The following is a 14315-nucleotide window of genomic DNA, read 5'->3' on the forward strand; positions in this document are numbered from 1 at the left end:
GGGAGCCGAACGTGATCGACGTCGATCCACAACGACTGACCGCCATCGCCCACGGCATCCGCCGTCGCGTGCTGGAGCACACCCTGAAGAACAACGGCGGCTACATGAGCCAGGCGTGCTCCGCGGCCGAGCTCCTGGCCGCCTGCTACGGCGGGGCACTGGCGCTCGGTGACGTCGACGAGCCGTACGCGCCGCCCCCGTTCACCGCGGTCCCGCGACCGGGGCAGGCACCGCGGACCGGCGCCGTCGTCCACGGGGCCCCGTCCCCGGACGGCGACCGGCTCATCGTCTCGCCCGCCCACTACGCCCTCGTCGTCTACGCCGCCCTCATCGAGGTCGGCAGGCTCTCCCCGGACGCGCTCGACCAGTTCAACGCGGACGGCTCGACCGTCGAGATGATCGGCGCCGAGCACTCCCCCGGGTTCGAAACGACCACCGGGTCCCTCTCCCAGGCGCTCTCCCAGGCGGGCGGCATCGCGCTCGGCCGCCGGCTCAAGGGAGAGACGGGCCGCACCTGGGTGTTCATGAGCGACGGCGAGCTCCAGGAGGGGCAGACCTGGGAGGCGTTCGCGGCCCTCGCCTTCCACCGCCTGGACACCGTGCGGGTCGTCGTCGACGTCAACGCGGCCCAGTGCGACGGTCCGATGGACCGGGTGATGACCATCGAGCCGGTCGCCGAGCGGCTCCGCGCCTTCGGGGCGAGCGTCGACGCCGTCGACGGCCACGACCTGCCGGCCCTGCTCGCGGCGATGCGGCGCGAGACCGGCAAGCCGCACGTCGTCCTCGCCTACACCGACCCCGTGCGCGGGCTGCCGCTCCTGGAGGAGCGCCGTCCCGTCCTGCACTACCTGCGCTTCACGAGCGACGCGGAGCGGCAGGCCTACGCCGACGCCTACACCGAGCTCGCTGGGAGGACCAGCTGATGACCGAGATCGTGCGCCGCCCGCACCTGGAGAACTTCATCCGGTGGAGCGCGGACAAGCCCGAGGTGCTCGTCCTCACGGCCGACCTCACCAACTCCTGCGAGGTCGGCCCGTGGCGTGACGCCTACCCCGACCGCTACTTCTCGATGGGGATGGCGGAGCAGAACATGCTCGGCTTCGCGGCCGGGCTGGCCCGCGAAGGCTTCGAGCCGTGGCTGCACACCTTCGCCGTCTTCCTCTACCGCCGGCCGCTCGACCAGCTCCTCATGTCCGTGGCCTACCCGGCGCTCCCGGTCCGGCTCATCGGCTTCCTGCCCGGCGTCACCACCCCGGGCGGGGTCACCCACCAGGCGATCGAGGACGTCGCCGTCATGCGGGCCGTCCCGAACATGACGGTGCTGTCCACCGCGGACGCGACCGAGGTGGAGACCGTCCTCGACGTCGTCCACGCCGCCCCGGGGCCGGTGTACGTGCGGATGCTCCGCGGGGAGATGCCCCGGCTCTTCCCCAGGGACGAGCCCTTCGTCCTCGGCAAGGCACGCGACCTGAGCCCCGACGGCGGCCCGGCCGACGTCCTCGTGCTCACCGAGGGCATCTGCACCGAGGAGGCGCTGCGGGCGCTGCCGGTGGTGCGCGAGCGGGGCGTGCGGGTGCGCCACCTCCACGTCTCCACGCTCAAGCCCTTCGACGACCCGGTCGTCATCGAGGCCCTCGGCGGGCCGCACCAGCGCGTCATCACCATGGAGAACCACCTGCGCGTCGGTGGGCTCGGGTCGGCGGTCGCCGAGGTGCTCGCCGACCGGGGCGTCGGCGTCCCGCTCACCCGGCTCGGGCTGGACGACACCTACGCGCACGGGGCCTCGCAGCGCTACCTCCTCGCCGAGTACGGGATGGACGCCGCCGCGCTCGTCCGCGCGGTCGAGGAGGCGGTCGGGCGCGACCTCCACATCGCGGACGGCGACCTCGTCGACGTCCGGGTCACCGACGTGCACTCGACCGCGAAGGCGGAGGCCCTGTGAACGCGACCGACCGGCTCCACGTCCGCTACCGCGTCACCGGGCGGGACGCGGACGAGGTCGCCGAGGCGATCCGGGTGGAGCAGACGATCGAGTTCCCCGCCGACCTCGCCGCCCCGTGGATCCAGGAGGAGATCGTCGGCCGGGTCGAGGACCGCGACACCGACTCCGTCGTCGTCTCCTACGCCCCCGGCGTGCTCGCCGGAGGGCTGACCCAGCTGCTCAACGTGCTGTGGGGCAACGTCTCGATCTTCGAGGGGGTGCGCGTCGTGGACGTGCGGCTTCCCGACGACGACGTGCTCGGGCTGCGTGGACCGCGCTTCGGCGTCGCGGGGATGCGTGAGCTCCTCGCCGCACCGCGGCGCGCGCTGCTCGCCACCGCGCTCAAACCCATGGGGTCGAGCGCGGCCGAGCTCGCCGAGGTGGCCCGGACCCTCGCCGTCGCCGGCCTCGACATCATCAAGGACGACCACTCCCTCGGGGACCAGCCGTGGGCGCCGTGGCGCGAGCGCGTCGCACGCTGCGCCGAGGCCGTGCGGGAGGCGAACTCGCGCACGGGCGGGCGGGCGCTGTACATGCCCTCGCTCAACGTCCCCGCCCCGGAGGTCCAGGAGCGGGCGCACGAGGCCAAGGCGCTCGGTGCCGGGGCGCTGCTCGTGCTGCCCGGCATCAGCGGCTTCGACGCGATGCGCGCGCTCGCGGACGACGACGAGCTCGCGCTGCCCGTCATGAGCCACCCGTCGATGCTCGGCTCCCACATCGTCAGCGCCTCCCAGGGGATCGCCCACGGGCTGCTCCTCGGTCTGGTCAACCGGCTGGCGGGGGCGGACCTGTGCGTCTTCCCCAGCCACGGCGGGCGCTTCGCGTTCTCCCCGGAGCAGTGCGCCGAGATCCGGGACGAGTGCGCCGCGCCGCGCGGACGGCTCGCCCCCGCCCTTCCGGCGCCCGGCGGCGGGATGACGGTCGAGCGGCTTCCCGAGCTGCTCGACCTCTACGGGCGGGACGTCGCGCTCCTCGTCGGCGGGGCGCTCCACCGGGGAGACCTGGCGACGAACGCCGCCCGGATGCGCGAGGCGGTCGAGTCTGCCGCGTAGGGCCGCCCGTGGGCGCGACGCTAGTCGATGCCACCGATGCGGGCGCCGACGGCGTCGCCGAGCCGGGTGGGCAGGACCCGGTTCATGGCGACCATGACGTGCGCGGCGGTCCCGGCCAGGTAGCGGGCACGTGGCCGGCGTGCCGTGAGCGCCTGTTCGACGACCCGAGCGACGGCGTCCGGCGGCAGTGCGCGGGGCCCGAGGCGCCGGACGACGCTGCGCAGTCCGGCGGTGTGTCGGCCGTAGAGGTCCCGGTGCTCCGGGGACATGCGCTCCTCCATGTCGTCGATGATCCGCTGGATCTCCCGCCACGGATCGGTGTCGGTCGGACCGGGCTCCACGACGGACACCCGGATGTGCCACGGCCGTAGCTCCGCACGCAGTGCGTCGGCCAGTCCCTCCAGGGCGAACTTCGAGGCGCAGTAGGCGCCCTCCATGGGCACCACCACCCGGCCGCCGGTCGAGGAGATGAACACGATCCGGCCACGGGCGGCTCGCAGCCGCGGGAGCACGGCCTGCGTGACCGCGACCTGGCCCAGGACATTGACGTCGAACTGGCGTCGCAGGTCCGCCGACGTCACGGCCTCGATGGGGCCCAGCACGCCGATGGCGGCATTGTTGACCAGGGCGTCGAGGCGGTCGGGCAGCCGGTCGGCCAGGGCGAGGACGTGCGCCTCGTTCGTGATGTCGAGCCGGACGGGTGTGATGCGCCCGTCCTCCGCGGTGAGCCGTTCGCCGCTGACGTCGTCCCGGACGCCGGCGAGCACGGTCCAGCCGGCGCGGGACAGCCGGAGGGTGATCGCCTGTCCGATGCCTCGTCCGGCCCCGGTCACCAGTGCTGTTGGCATAGTCGTCGCCTTACTGACCGATCGTGCTCCAGGCCCCCACTGTACTACGCCCGTAGTCCCGCCGCCACTACGTCTATAGTGCGCTACGTGAGTCCCCTACGCGACCGTGCCCTCGACGCGGCCATCGACCTGCTGGGCACCGGAGGCCTCCGGGCCCTGACCCACCGCCGGATCGACCAGCACGCCCAGCTGCCACCCGGGTCGACGTCGAACTACTTCCGGACCCGCGACGCCCTGCTCACGGCCGCGGCGGACACCATCGTCGAACGCGAGCTGGCGGGCGCTGGCGCGGCGTTCGCCCCCACGTCGACCGACGAGTTCCTGGAGGCCCTGGTCGCCCTCGTCGACCACATCACCCGCGACCAGCGGACCGTGACCACCGCGCGGCTCGTCCTGTTCATGGAGGCCAGCCACCATCCCGCGCTACGCGAGAGCCTCTGGCGTGGCCGAGCCCTGTTCGCGACCGCTCTCGAGCCGGTGCTGCGCGATCTGGGCGCCCGCGACCCCGGAACCGCCGCCAGCGCCGTCATGGCCTGCTGCGAGGGCCTCATCCTGCACCGGATCGCGCGGGACGACGACACCGACGTCCGGCCGGCCCTCGACCTGGTCGTCAGGGCCGCGCTGGCCTGAGACCGGCCGGGCAGCGGGCCCGGGACCTCACACGCCGCGGACGAGCGAGAACGTGTACCGGCCCTCGATGAAGTAGGTGCGGGAGTAGAGCAGCAGCTCGCCGGTGGCGTCGTGGTGGATCTGGTTGAGCAGGAGGAACAGGTTGTGGGTGGCGGCCTCGTTGCCCCAGCCGACGTGGTTGGAGGCCACCGCGTGCACCTCGGCCACCGCCGTCGCCGGCTGCCGGCCCACCCGCTCCCGCAGGAAGCCGAAGATCGAGCCGTCGACCTCGTCGAGGCGGAAGTCCTTGGGAAGCAGCCGCACGGGCATGAGGTCGTAGGAGTAGGCGAGCACCTCACCGTCCGCGAGGATGGTGCGGCGCAGCTCGAGGACCTCGGTGTCCCCGGTGACCTCCATCTTCGCGGCCTCCTCCGGCAGCACCGGACGGATGAGCCTGCTGGCGTAGACCATGCCGGGCTCTCTGCCGGTGGCGCGGATCGACTCGGTGATCGAGTCGAGGCGCTCGAGGCCCGTGCGGACGGCGGGCTGCTCCACGACGAAGGTGCCCACCCCGTGCTCGGTCTTGACCAGTCCGAGGGTCTCCAGCTCGCGCAGCGCCGCCCGGACGGTGGGCCGCGACACCCCGAAGCTGCTGCTCAGCTCGGACTCCGGCGGAAGCTTGCTGCCGGCCGCGTACTGGCCCGCCGCCAGTGCGCTGCGGAGGTTCTCCGACACCTGGGAGACCAGGGTTCCCGTGCGCGCCATCAGTGCCCTCCTGTCCACGTCGGCCGACCCCCGAGTCGCGCCGGCGAGACGACTGTACCGCCGCGAGCGCGAAACCGTTGACAAGTCGTCAAACGTCGCCCTAACTTGTGCACACCAGTTGTCGGACAACGCAGTTCGAAGGGAAGGTGCAATGGTTCTCGCCGTTGAGTGGCTCGACGAACCCCAGCCGATGATCCGGCTCGTCGACCAGACTGCGTTGCCCGCCGAGGAGCGGTACATCGACGTCACCACCGTCGACGTCCTCGTCGAGGCCATCCAGACACTCGCCGTCCGCGGGGCACCCGCACTCGGCGCGGCGGGAGCCCTCGGCGTCGCCGTCGCGATGGGGCAGGGGGCCCGCGAGGGCTGGGACGCGGGCCGGCTGGACCGGGAGATCGAGCGGATCCGTACCGCCCGCCCCACCGCCGTCAACCTGGCCTGGGGCGTGGACCAGGTCCGCGACGCCGTCCCCCACGGGGTGGCGGAGGTCCTCACCCGGGCGCGTCGCGTCGTCGCGGACGACGAGAGCGCCAACCGCCGACTGTCCGCCCTCGGTGCGGACTGGATCCTCGCGCGCACCGGGCTCGACCAGGTGCGCGTCGTCACGCACTGCAACACCGGTGCCCTGGCCACCAGTGCCTGGGGCACCGCCTACGGCATCATCCACGAGCTCCACCAGCGGGAGAGCCTGGGGCTCGTCTACGCCGACGAGACCCGGCCACTCCTCCAGGGCGCCCGCCTGACGAGCTGGGAGCTCATGAAGGACGGCATCGACCACGTCATCCAGGCCGACGGCGCGGCAGCGAGCACCATCCTGCGCGGCCTCGTCGACGTCGCGATCATCGGCGCCGACCGGATCACCGCCAACGGGGACACCGCCAACAAGGTCGGCTCCGTCGGCCTCGCCCTCGCCTGCGCGAGGGCCGGGATCCCCTTCGTCGTCGCCGCGCCGTCGTCGACCGTCGACCTCGGGACCAAGCGCGGCGAGGACATCTTCATCGAGGAGCGCGACTCCGACGAGGTCGTCGCCTTCGCCGGGGTGCGGACCGCCCCGGAGGGCGCCCGCGGCTTCAACCCCGCCTTCGACGTCACGCCGAACGACCTCATCAGCGCCATCGTGACCGAGCACGGCGTCGTCGAGCCCGCCCTCACCCCGCAACCAGACCTGCTGTCCCAGATCGCCGGCTGACGCCGTCGTCCCCGGCTGCCCCTTCGAAAGGACCCACCATGAGGACACGCACCATCCTGGCCGGCCTCGCCGGCGCATCCCTCCTCCTGACCGCGTGCAGCCAGGGCGACGCGACCGGCGACGACGCCAGCACCGGCGCCGCCGGGCCGGCTCCGGCCGCCACCGACGAGGGTGAGGTCGCCTCGCCCGCTGCCGACGCCCCCGCACCGTTCGACCAGGAGGGCCTGGAGATCGCCATCGTCCAGCAGAGCGGACAGGGCGACTACTTCCAGCAGTACCTCAACGGCACCCGCCAGCAGGTCGAGGCGCTCGGCGCCGAGCTCTCCGTCTACGACGCGCAGGGCGACAACGCCACCCAGGCCTCCCAGCTCGACCAGGCCATCGCCTCCCAGCCGGACGGCATCATCGTCCGGCACGGCTTCCCCGACACGTTGTGCCCCGGGGTCAACCAGGCGATCGAGGCCGGCATCCCGGTGATCATCTACGACGTCGAGATCCAGCAGTGCGCTCCCGACGCGGTCCAGACCCAGCAGTCCGACGCCGAGATGGCCGGGCTCGTCCTGGAGAAGATGGTCGAGGACATCGGCAGCGACCAGAACGTCGGCTACGTCAACGTCCTCGGCATCGCGCCGCTGGACCGGCGGCACGCGGTCTGGGAGGAGTACAAGGCGGACAACGGGTGGAACGAGCTGTTCTTCACCGGGACGTTCACCAACTCCACCGCCACCGACACCGCGCCGCTCGTGGACAACGCGCTCAAGGCGAACCCGGACGTCGCGGCGATCTACGCTCCGTACGACGAGCTGACCAAGGGCACGCTCTCCGCGATGGAGCAGAACGCCGACCTCGGTGAGGTCCTCGTCTACGGGGCCGACATCTCGACCGCCGACATCGAGCTCATGACCGCCGACGGCAGCCCCTGGGTGGCCACCGGTGCGACCGACCCCAACGCGATCGGCGCCGCCGTGGTGCGCACCCTCGCGCTCCACATGGCCGGGGAGCTGGAGGAGATGAAGGTGGAGTTCCCGCCGATCCTCATCACCCAGGACTTCCTGCGGGAGAACGAGGTCCGCAACATGGAGGACCTGCGGGCGGCGGAGCCCGCGCTGAACATCTCCGACGTGTCCTCCGCGGACTGGATCCCCTCGGTGACCTTCTGACCGCCCCGGGTGGCGGGGCTCTCGGCCCCGCCACCCGGCCCGACCCCTGAGGCAGACCATGAGAGGCGACACGGTGCGCGACACGAGCCGGACCCCGGCCGACGGCGCCCTGGCCGAGCCGGCCCTGACGCTCGAGGACATGACGATGTCCTTCGGGCCGAACAGGGTGCTCAAGGGCGTCTCCCTCGACCTGTTCCCCGGCCGGGTCACCGCCCTGCTCGGGGCGAACGGCGCGGGCAAGTCGACGCTCATCAAGATCCTCTCCGGCGTCTACCGCCCGGACGGAGGCCGCATCCTCGTCGCCGGAGAGCCGGTGGACATCTCCTCGCCCATGTCCGCCGCCCACCACGGCATCCAGACCGTGCACCAGCGGGTCGACGAGAGCATGGTGCCCGGTCTCACCGTGGCCGAGAACCTCGTCTTCGAGGAGCTCGTCCAGGGCAGGCTGCGACCCGTGACCTCGCTGCGCAGCCTGCTCCCCCGGGCCCGGGAGATCGCCGAGACCCTCGACCTCGGCTGGTCGGACGCGACGCTGCTCAAGGACTCCTTCGAGCTCGGCATCGCCGACAGCCAGATGCTGCTGCTCGCCAGGGCGCTCAACCACCGGCCCACGGTGCTCGTGCTCGACGAGCCGACGTCGACGCTCTCGGAGAGCGAGGCGCAGCGGCTGTTCGCGCTCATCGACCGGCTGCGGGAGGACGGCGTCGCGATCCTCTACGTTTCCCACCGGCTGAGCGAGGTCCGGGCGCTGTCCGACGACCTCGTCGTCCTGCGCGACGGCCGCATCCACGACCGGCAGACGGCGCCCTTCGACATGTCGGCCGCCGTCACCTCGATGCTCGGCGAGACCATCCGCTTCGAGGCGAGCTCCCACGAGGAGTACCGCGGGGACCGCGTGGCGGTCGGCCTGCGCGGCGTCCAGCTGCTCACCCGGTCCGCCCCGCTGGACCTCGACCTCCGGTACGGCGAGGTCACCGGCGTCATCGGCCTCATCGGCGCGGGCAAGACCGAGCTGGCCCGCGCGGTCTTCGGCGCCGACCGGCTGCGCAGCGGCTCGATGGAGCTCGACGGCAAGCCCTACGCCCCCCGCCACACCCACGACGCCGTCCGCCGCGGCGTGTACCTCGCACCCGAGGACAGGGCGGCCGAGGCCATGCTTCCGGGCTGGACCGTGGCGGCCACCGGGACCCTGCCGTTCCTCGGCAAGATCAGCCCCGGTGGTCTCGTACGGAGCCGCCGCCAGCGTCAGGTGGCCACCGACATCATCGACTCCTACGGCGTGGTCGCCACCGGTCCGGAGCAGGACATGGACTCCCTGTCCGGCGGGAACCAGCAGAAGGTCGTCGTCGCGCGCTGGCTGCGCGAGGAGCCGCGGGTCATGCTCCTGGACGAACCGTTCCGCGGGGTGGACCTCGGTGCCCGCCGCGACATCGCGCACAAGGCCCGCGAGCAGGCGGCCGGCGGCGCCTGCGTCGTCGTCCTGGTCAGCGACGTGGAGGAGCTCCGCGAGGTCGCCGACCGGGTGATCGTCATGGTCGAGGGCAGCATCGGGCTCGACGCGTACACGTCCGAGGTCGACAACCGCGCAATCATCAGCAGCATGTCGGAGGTGGCCTGATGGCCCAGCTCGCCCAGCACACCACTCCCCTCGTCAAGGTCCAGGACGCGACGGTGAAGTACGGCTTCATCGCCGTCACCGTCGTCCTGTTCGTCTACTTCGCGCTGACCGAGCCGGCCTTCGCGACGTCGGGGTCGCTGTTCTCGATGCTCAAGTTCGCGTCGGTGACGGCGATCCTGGGGCTCGGGGTCACCTTCACCATGGTCGTCGGGGGCCTCGACCTGTCCATCGGCTCGGCCGCCGGGCTCGCGGTGCAGATGGCCGCGATGACGATGGTGTTCTACAACCTCACCGGCACCACCGCGATCGGCGTCGTGCTCCTCGCGGGCGCGGTGGTCGGCCTGGTCAACGCCTTCCTCATCGTCGTCTGCAAGATCCCCGACCTCCTCGCGACGCTCGGGATGATGTTCGTCATCCAGGGGGTCAAGCTCATCCCGGTCTCGGGCCAGTCGGTGACGAGCGGGATGGTGCTGCGCGACGGCTCGGTGGCCCCGGGGCGCTTCACGCCGGACTTCCTCCTCATCGACCGCGGGTTCGTCGGCCCCTTCCCGCTGCCCGTCGTCATCATGCTCCTCCTCGTCGTCGCGTCGTGGTTCTTCCTCAGCCGGACGACGTGGGGGCGGATCATGTACGCGATCGGCGCCAACCCCGAGGCCGCGCGGCTGACCGGGGTGCGGGTGGGGCGCTACCGGGCGCTGGCATACGTGCTGTCGGGCCTGCTGGCCTCCGTCGGCGGCCTCATCCTCGTCTCCCGGATCGGGCAGGGAGACGTCAACGCCGGCGCCTCCAGCCTGCTCGAGGCGGTCGCGGTGGCGCTCGTCGGGCAGTCGGTGCTCGGCCAGGGCAAGCCCAACGCCTGGGGCACCCTGCTCGGCGCCGTGCTCATCGCCATCGTGCTCACCGGCCTGACGATGAAGGGCTTCCAGTACTACCACCAGGACACCGCCAAGGGCACGGTGCTCATCGTGGCCCTCCTCTTCTCCTTCACCCTCTCCCGCAAGAAGGCTCGCTACACACCAGCGACCTAGAGACCAAAGGTGGTCGTTCGTCATGCCCGAGTACGAGTTCCTCACCGCCGAGAACGTCGCGGACCACATCCGGTCCGTGCCGGCCCTCGCCGAGCGGATCGACGCCGACCGGCTCGTCTCCGTCGACGAGGTCGGCGACGGCAACCTCAACCTCGTCTTCCTGCTGCGCGACGCGGACGACCGCAGGCTGTGCCTCAAGCAGGCGCTGCCTTACGTCCGCATGGTCGGCGAGGGGTGGCCGATGACCCCGGAGCGGGCCCGGTTCGAGGTCACCTCGCTGCGCGCCCACGGCGCGCTGGCCCCCGGCCTGACGCCCGAGGTGTACGACTACGACGGCACGCGCTACATCATCGGGCTCGAGGACCTCAGTGACCACCGCGTGTGGCGGGGCGCCCTCAACGACGGGCTCCGGCACGACGGCGCGGCGGCGGCCGTCGGTCGCTACGTCGCCGCAGTGGCCTTCGGGACCTCGACCTTCGCCGTCGAGCGCGAGGACCTCGCCCGCCGGCTCGCCGACTCGGTCAACCCGCAGCTGTGCACCATCACCGAGGACCTCGTCTTCACCGAGCCGTGCGTGGACGCCGGTCGCAACAGCACCATCCCGGCGAACGAGCCCGACGCCGCGGAGCTCGCGGCCGACGAGGAGTTCGTCACCGCGATGGGCCGGGCGAAGTGGCTGTTCATGACGCACGCCGAGGCGCTGATCCACGGCGACCTCCACACCGGTTCGGTCATGGTGCGTGGCGCGGACGGCGTGGCCGACAGCGTCAAGATGTTCGACTCGGAGTTCGCTTTCTACGGGCCGGTCGCCTTCGACCTCGGCGCGATCTGCGCGAACTTCGTCATCGCGGCGGCGCGGGCCTACGCGCTCGGCGAGGACGAGCGTGCGGAGTGGGTGCTGTCCCTCCCCGCGCAGACGTGGCAGGCCTTCGAGGAGGAGTTCCGCCGCCGGTGGCCCGAGCGGCTCGACCCGCGGGTGTGGCGCGAGCCCTTCCTCGAGGAGCTGCTGACGCGCTGGCAGCAGGAGATGTGGCTGTTCGCCGCCGCGAAGATGTCGCGCCGGATCGTCGGTGCCGCGAAGACGACGGACATCGAGACGCTCCCCGAGGCGCTGCGCGAGGGCGCCGCCCGGGGGGTGCTCCAGCACGCCCGCCACGCCGTGCGGACCTACCTCGAGGACAGCAGCCCGGAGGCGTTCGCCGCCGGCGCGCAGGAGATCCTCACGCGTACCCGCACCAGCGAGACCACCCTCGCGGCCGGGTAGGCCGGTCGCTGCACCGTCGGTCGCTCGCACCGGGAGCCACTCGGCCCGCTCGCCCGGCCCCGGCCGCCGTGCTAGGCCTGAACCATGTGGTTCGACTCCTGGTCCGACATCGTCCGAGTCCTCGCCGTCGGCGCCGCGGCCTACGTCACGCTGGTCGTTGTCCTGCGGCTGACGGGCAAGCGCACGCTTGCCAAGCTCAACGCCTTCGACCTCATCGTCACCGTCGCCCTGGGCTCGACGCTCGCGACGATCCTGCTCAGCGCGGACGTCTCGTGGTCCGAGGGCGTCACAGCCCTCGCCCTGCTCGCGGTGCTGCAGCTGGTGGTGACCTGGACGTCCACGCGGGCCCCGCGGTCACGGACGGTCATCACCGCCCGGCCGACCCTGCTGCTCCGGGACGGGCAGCCGCTGGAGCGGGCCATGCGCGAGCAGCGCGTGACCCTCGGTGAGCTGCGCCAGGCGGTGCGCGCGACCGGGAACGGCGACCTCGCCGACATCGGTGCCGTCGTCCTGGAGAGCGACGGCTCGCTCAGCGTCATCCCCGCGCAGAAGCTCGGCTCCCGCACCGCGCTCGACGGCGTGAACACCGTCGGGTGACCGGGCGGAGCAGGACCGCCCGCTCGCCGGGGCCCTGCGCGGTCACAGGTCGTGCTCGGCGAGCTCGCGGAACTCCTCCGGGACGCTCGTGGCGTGGCCCATCGTGGCCGGCAGGTAGCCGACGGCGGCGCGCCCGAAGCGCTCCCGGGCCGCATCCATCGAGCGGTCCAGCGCCCAGCGCGCGGCGCCGGTCTCCGACCCCGCGCGCCAGGGGTCCGGCGGCGGCAGCGGCAGCTCGAGCTGGATCGCCACCTGGGGCGCGAGGTTCGACACCGAGATGCCCAGCAGCGTGATCTCCGACCGCTCCCCCGGCTCCTCGCCGATCGCCTGCCATGCCAGCCGCTCCGCGACCTCGGTGAGCGTGAGCGTCGCGGAGACCGGGCCGGGCAGCGTGAGGGCCCGGGTCACCGACCGCATGGCGAGGAACCGCACCCGGACGGTCACCGTCCTGCCCGCCCGGTCCTTGGCGCGGAGCCGGCCGGCCACCCGTTCGGCGAGGTGCCCGAGCACCTCACGGACGAGCTCCGGCGTCGCCGGCCGGCGCCCGATCGCCGACTGCGCCGCGACCGACCTGGCGCGGGCCTGGGTGCTCACCCGCCGCGGGTCCTCGTTGTGCGCCAGGGAGTGCAGCGTCCCACCCGTCGCGCGGCCGAGGAGCCGCTCCATCGCCGACCGCTCCGTCCGGGCGAGGTCACCGATCGTGTGGATCCCGCGGTCGGCGAGGCGGCGCCCGGTCACCGGGCCGACACCCCAGATGAGGCCCACGGGCAGCGGGTCGAGGAAGGCCTGCTCGTCGTCGGGCTCGACGACGACCAGTCCGTCCGGCTTGGCGACCTGGGAGGCGATCTTCGCCAGGTGCTTGGTACGGGCGGCGCCGACGGAGATCGGCAGGCCGACCTCCTGGCGCACCCTGTCGCGTAGGTGCGTGGCGATCGCCGCCGGCGGGCCGAAGAGGTGCGTCGAGCCGGACACGTCGAGGAAGGCCTCGTCGATCGAGATCCGCTGCACCACCGGTGTGACGTCGCCGAGGATGCCCATGACGTCGTCGGCGATCGCCTGGTACCGGTGGAAGGACCCGCGCACGAAGGTGAGGCCGGGGCACAGCTGCGCGGCCTTCCACCCCGCCATGCCGCCCTGCACCCCGTGCGCCTTGGCCTCGTAGGACGCGGCGAGCACGACGCCGCCGCGGTCGCTCCCCCCGACCGCGATGGGCCGGCCGCGGAGCGCGGGCTGGAGCAGCTGCTCGACCGAGGCGTAGAACGCGTCGAGGTCGGCGTGCAGGATGGTGGGCCCGGTGGACACGGCTCCAGCATACTCGTACAGACGTTCGAATAGGGGCCTCAGAGTCGCGGCGGTCCCTGGCGGATCCGGGCGAGCAGGTTCGCGGGCCGGGCAGCTGCGCCCTCCCAGCGCGACTCGACCCACCAGGTCGCCCCGGCGTCGGCGAGCGCCCGGGCCGCCCCGGCCGCGTCGTCCTCGGGCAGCACACCCTCGACGACGACGTCGAAGCCCGTGTTCTCGCGCCGCTCGGCGACCCAGGCGCGGATCTCGGCGACCATCCCGGGGGTCACCGGGGTCCCCGGCCCGCTCATCGGCGCGGGCAGCACCCCGTCCCAGCGCACGGCCCGGGTCATCGAGCGGGGGGCGGGCCAGGCGCCCACGACCCAGATCGGGATGCGCGGGCGCTGGACGGGCCGCGGCCGGAAGACGAGGTCCTCCACGCGGTGGTGGGTGCCCACGTAGCTGAACGGCTCCCCGCACCAGGCGAGGTCGAGGATGGCGAGCGCGTCGTCGAGGAGCTCGGCGCGGGTGCGGCGGTCGGTGGTGGCGCCGGACACGCGACTGAACCCGCCGTCGTCGACGGCGCCGAGACCGACAGGCATGACGAGCCGGCCGCCGGAGAGGTGGTCGACGGTGATGGCCTCCCGTGCCACCTTCCACGGGTGGCGACGCGCGAGCGCGAAGACCATGGCGCCGAGCCGGATGCGTGACGTGCGGACGGCGACCGCGGCGAGCAGCGCCCACGGGTCGAAGGTGTCGACGTCACCGACGCTGATGCCGTCCCAGGTGAAGAACCCGTCCCAGCCGGCGTCCTCCGCCGCGACGGCCATCTCGAGCACCTGGTCGGGTGAGGCGAAGGAGGCGACCACGCCGAACTTCATGGCGCGACGCTACTCGGGTGGTGCGACAGCGGGAAGGGGCCC

14 protein-coding genes are annotated in these 14315 nt (G+C 72.6%); 10 read left to right on the plus strand and 4 right to left on the minus strand.

Features of this window, described 5'->3' with window-relative positions:
- Positions 1-11 precede the first annotated feature (11 nt).
- Genes VR894_RS11920 through VR894_RS11930 form a run of 3 tightly spaced genes read left to right on the plus strand, consistent with a single transcriptional unit; the run spans position 12 to position 3033 of the window.
- Positions 12-923 carry a hypothetical protein gene (locus tag VR894_RS11920; RefSeq protein WP_324651815.1) on the plus strand — a complete coding sequence of 304 codons (912 nt, stop codon included), beginning with the start codon at positions 12-14 and terminating at the stop codon, positions 921-923.
- Positions 923-1942 (plus strand): transketolase family protein, encoded by a 1020-nt coding sequence (locus VR894_RS11925; RefSeq protein ID WP_324651816.1) that lies wholly within the window; start codon positions 923-925, stop codon positions 1940-1942. The genes VR894_RS11920 and VR894_RS11925 overlap by 1 nt, the downstream gene beginning before the upstream one ends.
- A complete protein-coding gene (locus VR894_RS11930; RefSeq protein WP_324651817.1) occupies positions 1939-3033 on the plus strand; it encodes a RuBisCO large subunit C-terminal-like domain-containing protein in 1095 nt (364 codons plus the stop codon). The genes VR894_RS11925 and VR894_RS11930 overlap by 4 nt, the downstream gene beginning before the upstream one ends.
- 20 nt (positions 3034-3053) lie before the next feature.
- Here the strand turns inward: VR894_RS11930 and VR894_RS11935 are convergent, their stop codons facing one another.
- Positions 3054-3881, minus strand: coding sequence for an SDR family oxidoreductase (locus VR894_RS11935; RefSeq protein WP_324651818.1), 828 nt, complete (start codon positions 3879-3881; stop codon positions 3054-3056).
- An 87-nt stretch (positions 3882-3968) separates the two neighbouring features.
- On the opposite strand from VR894_RS11935, the gene VR894_RS11940 reads away from it, so the two are divergent.
- Positions 3969-4511: a TetR/AcrR family transcriptional regulator gene (locus tag VR894_RS11940; RefSeq protein WP_324651819.1), complete on the plus strand. Its 543-nt coding sequence runs from the start codon at positions 3969-3971 to the stop codon at positions 4509-4511.
- Between the two features lie 27 nt (positions 4512-4538).
- On the opposite strand, the gene VR894_RS11945 is transcribed toward VR894_RS11940, so the two are convergent.
- Complete coding sequence (locus VR894_RS11945; RefSeq protein WP_324651821.1) at positions 4539-5255, minus strand: GntR family transcriptional regulator; 717 nt, start codon at positions 5253-5255, stop codon at positions 4539-4541.
- A gap of 151 nt (positions 5256-5406) precedes the next feature.
- Here VR894_RS11945 and mtnA point away from each other — a divergent pair, with 151 nt between their 5' ends.
- The 6 genes from mtnA (at position 5407) to VR894_RS11975 (ending at position 12111) form a co-directional block, all read left to right on the plus strand.
- The gene (mtnA, locus tag VR894_RS11950) at positions 5407-6444 is read left to right on the plus strand and encodes an S-methyl-5-thioribose-1-phosphate isomerase (protein WP_324651822.1); all 1038 of its coding nucleotides are present in this window, start codon (positions 5407-5409) and stop codon (positions 6442-6444) included.
- 38 nt (positions 6445-6482) lie between these two features.
- Entirely contained in the window at positions 6483-7604 is a 1122-nt protein-coding gene (locus VR894_RS11955; protein WP_324651823.1) for a substrate-binding domain-containing protein, read from the plus strand.
- Between the two features lie 73 nt (positions 7605-7677).
- Positions 7678-9222, plus strand: a complete 1545-nt coding sequence (locus tag VR894_RS11960; RefSeq protein ID WP_324651824.1) for a sugar ABC transporter ATP-binding protein — start codon at positions 7678-7680, stop codon at positions 9220-9222.
- Entirely contained in the window at positions 9222-10250 is a 1029-nt protein-coding gene (locus VR894_RS11965; RefSeq protein ID WP_324651825.1) for an ABC transporter permease, read from the plus strand. The genes VR894_RS11960 and VR894_RS11965 overlap by 1 nt, the downstream gene beginning before the upstream one ends.
- 22 nt (positions 10251-10272) lie before the next feature.
- Positions 10273-11514, plus strand: coding sequence for an S-methyl-5-thioribose kinase (mtnK, locus tag VR894_RS11970; RefSeq protein ID WP_324651826.1), 1242 nt, complete (start codon positions 10273-10275; stop codon positions 11512-11514).
- 84 nt (positions 11515-11598) lie between these two features.
- Positions 11599-12111, plus strand: a complete 513-nt coding sequence (locus VR894_RS11975; RefSeq protein WP_324651828.1) for a DUF421 domain-containing protein — start codon at positions 11599-11601, stop codon at positions 12109-12111.
- Positions 12112-12153: 42 nt separating this feature from the next.
- Here the strand turns inward: VR894_RS11975 and dinB are convergent, their stop codons facing one another.
- Both dinB and VR894_RS11985 read right to left on the minus strand, forming a co-directional pair.
- Complete coding sequence (gene dinB / locus VR894_RS11980; protein ID WP_324651830.1) at positions 12154-13413, minus strand: DNA polymerase IV; 1260 nt, start codon at positions 13411-13413, stop codon at positions 12154-12156.
- Positions 13414-13451: 38 nt separating this feature from the next.
- Entirely contained in the window at positions 13452-14273 is an 822-nt protein-coding gene (locus VR894_RS11985) for an LLM class flavin-dependent oxidoreductase (protein WP_324651831.1), read from the minus strand.
- Positions 14274-14315 lie beyond the last annotated feature (42 nt).

The sequence above is a fragment of the Georgenia sp. H159 genome, from assembly GCF_035607575.1.
Taxonomy (GTDB): Bacteria; Actinomycetota; Actinomycetes; order Actinomycetales; family Actinomycetaceae; genus Oceanitalea.

Coding starts and splice junctions, on each gene's coding strand:
- VR894_RS11925 (WP_324651816.1), top strand. CDS start 923: ATGACCGAGATCGTGCGCCGCCCGCACCTGGAGAACTTCATCCGGTGG.
- VR894_RS11935 (WP_324651818.1), bottom strand. CDS start 3,881: ATGCCAACAGCACTGGTGACCGGGGCCGGACGAGGCATCGGACAGGCG.
- VR894_RS11945 (WP_324651821.1), bottom strand. CDS start 5,255: ATGGCGCGCACGGGAACCCTGGTCTCCCAGGTGTCGGAGAACCTCCGC.
- mtnA (WP_324651822.1), top strand. CDS start 5,407: ATGGTTCTCGCCGTTGAGTGGCTCGACGAACCCCAGCCGATGATCCGG.
- VR894_RS11955 (WP_324651823.1), top strand. CDS start 6,483: ATGAGGACACGCACCATCCTGGCCGGCCTCGCCGGCGCATCCCTCCTC.
- VR894_RS11965 (WP_324651825.1), top strand. CDS start 9,222: ATGGCCCAGCTCGCCCAGCACACCACTCCCCTCGTCAAGGTCCAGGAC.
- mtnK (WP_324651826.1), top strand. CDS start 10,273: ATGCCCGAGTACGAGTTCCTCACCGCCGAGAACGTCGCGGACCACATC.
- VR894_RS11975 (WP_324651828.1), top strand. CDS start 11,599: ATGTGGTTCGACTCCTGGTCCGACATCGTCCGAGTCCTCGCCGTCGGC.
- VR894_RS11985 (WP_324651831.1), bottom strand. CDS start 14,273: ATGAAGTTCGGCGTGGTCGCCTCCTTCGCCTCACCCGACCAGGTGCTC.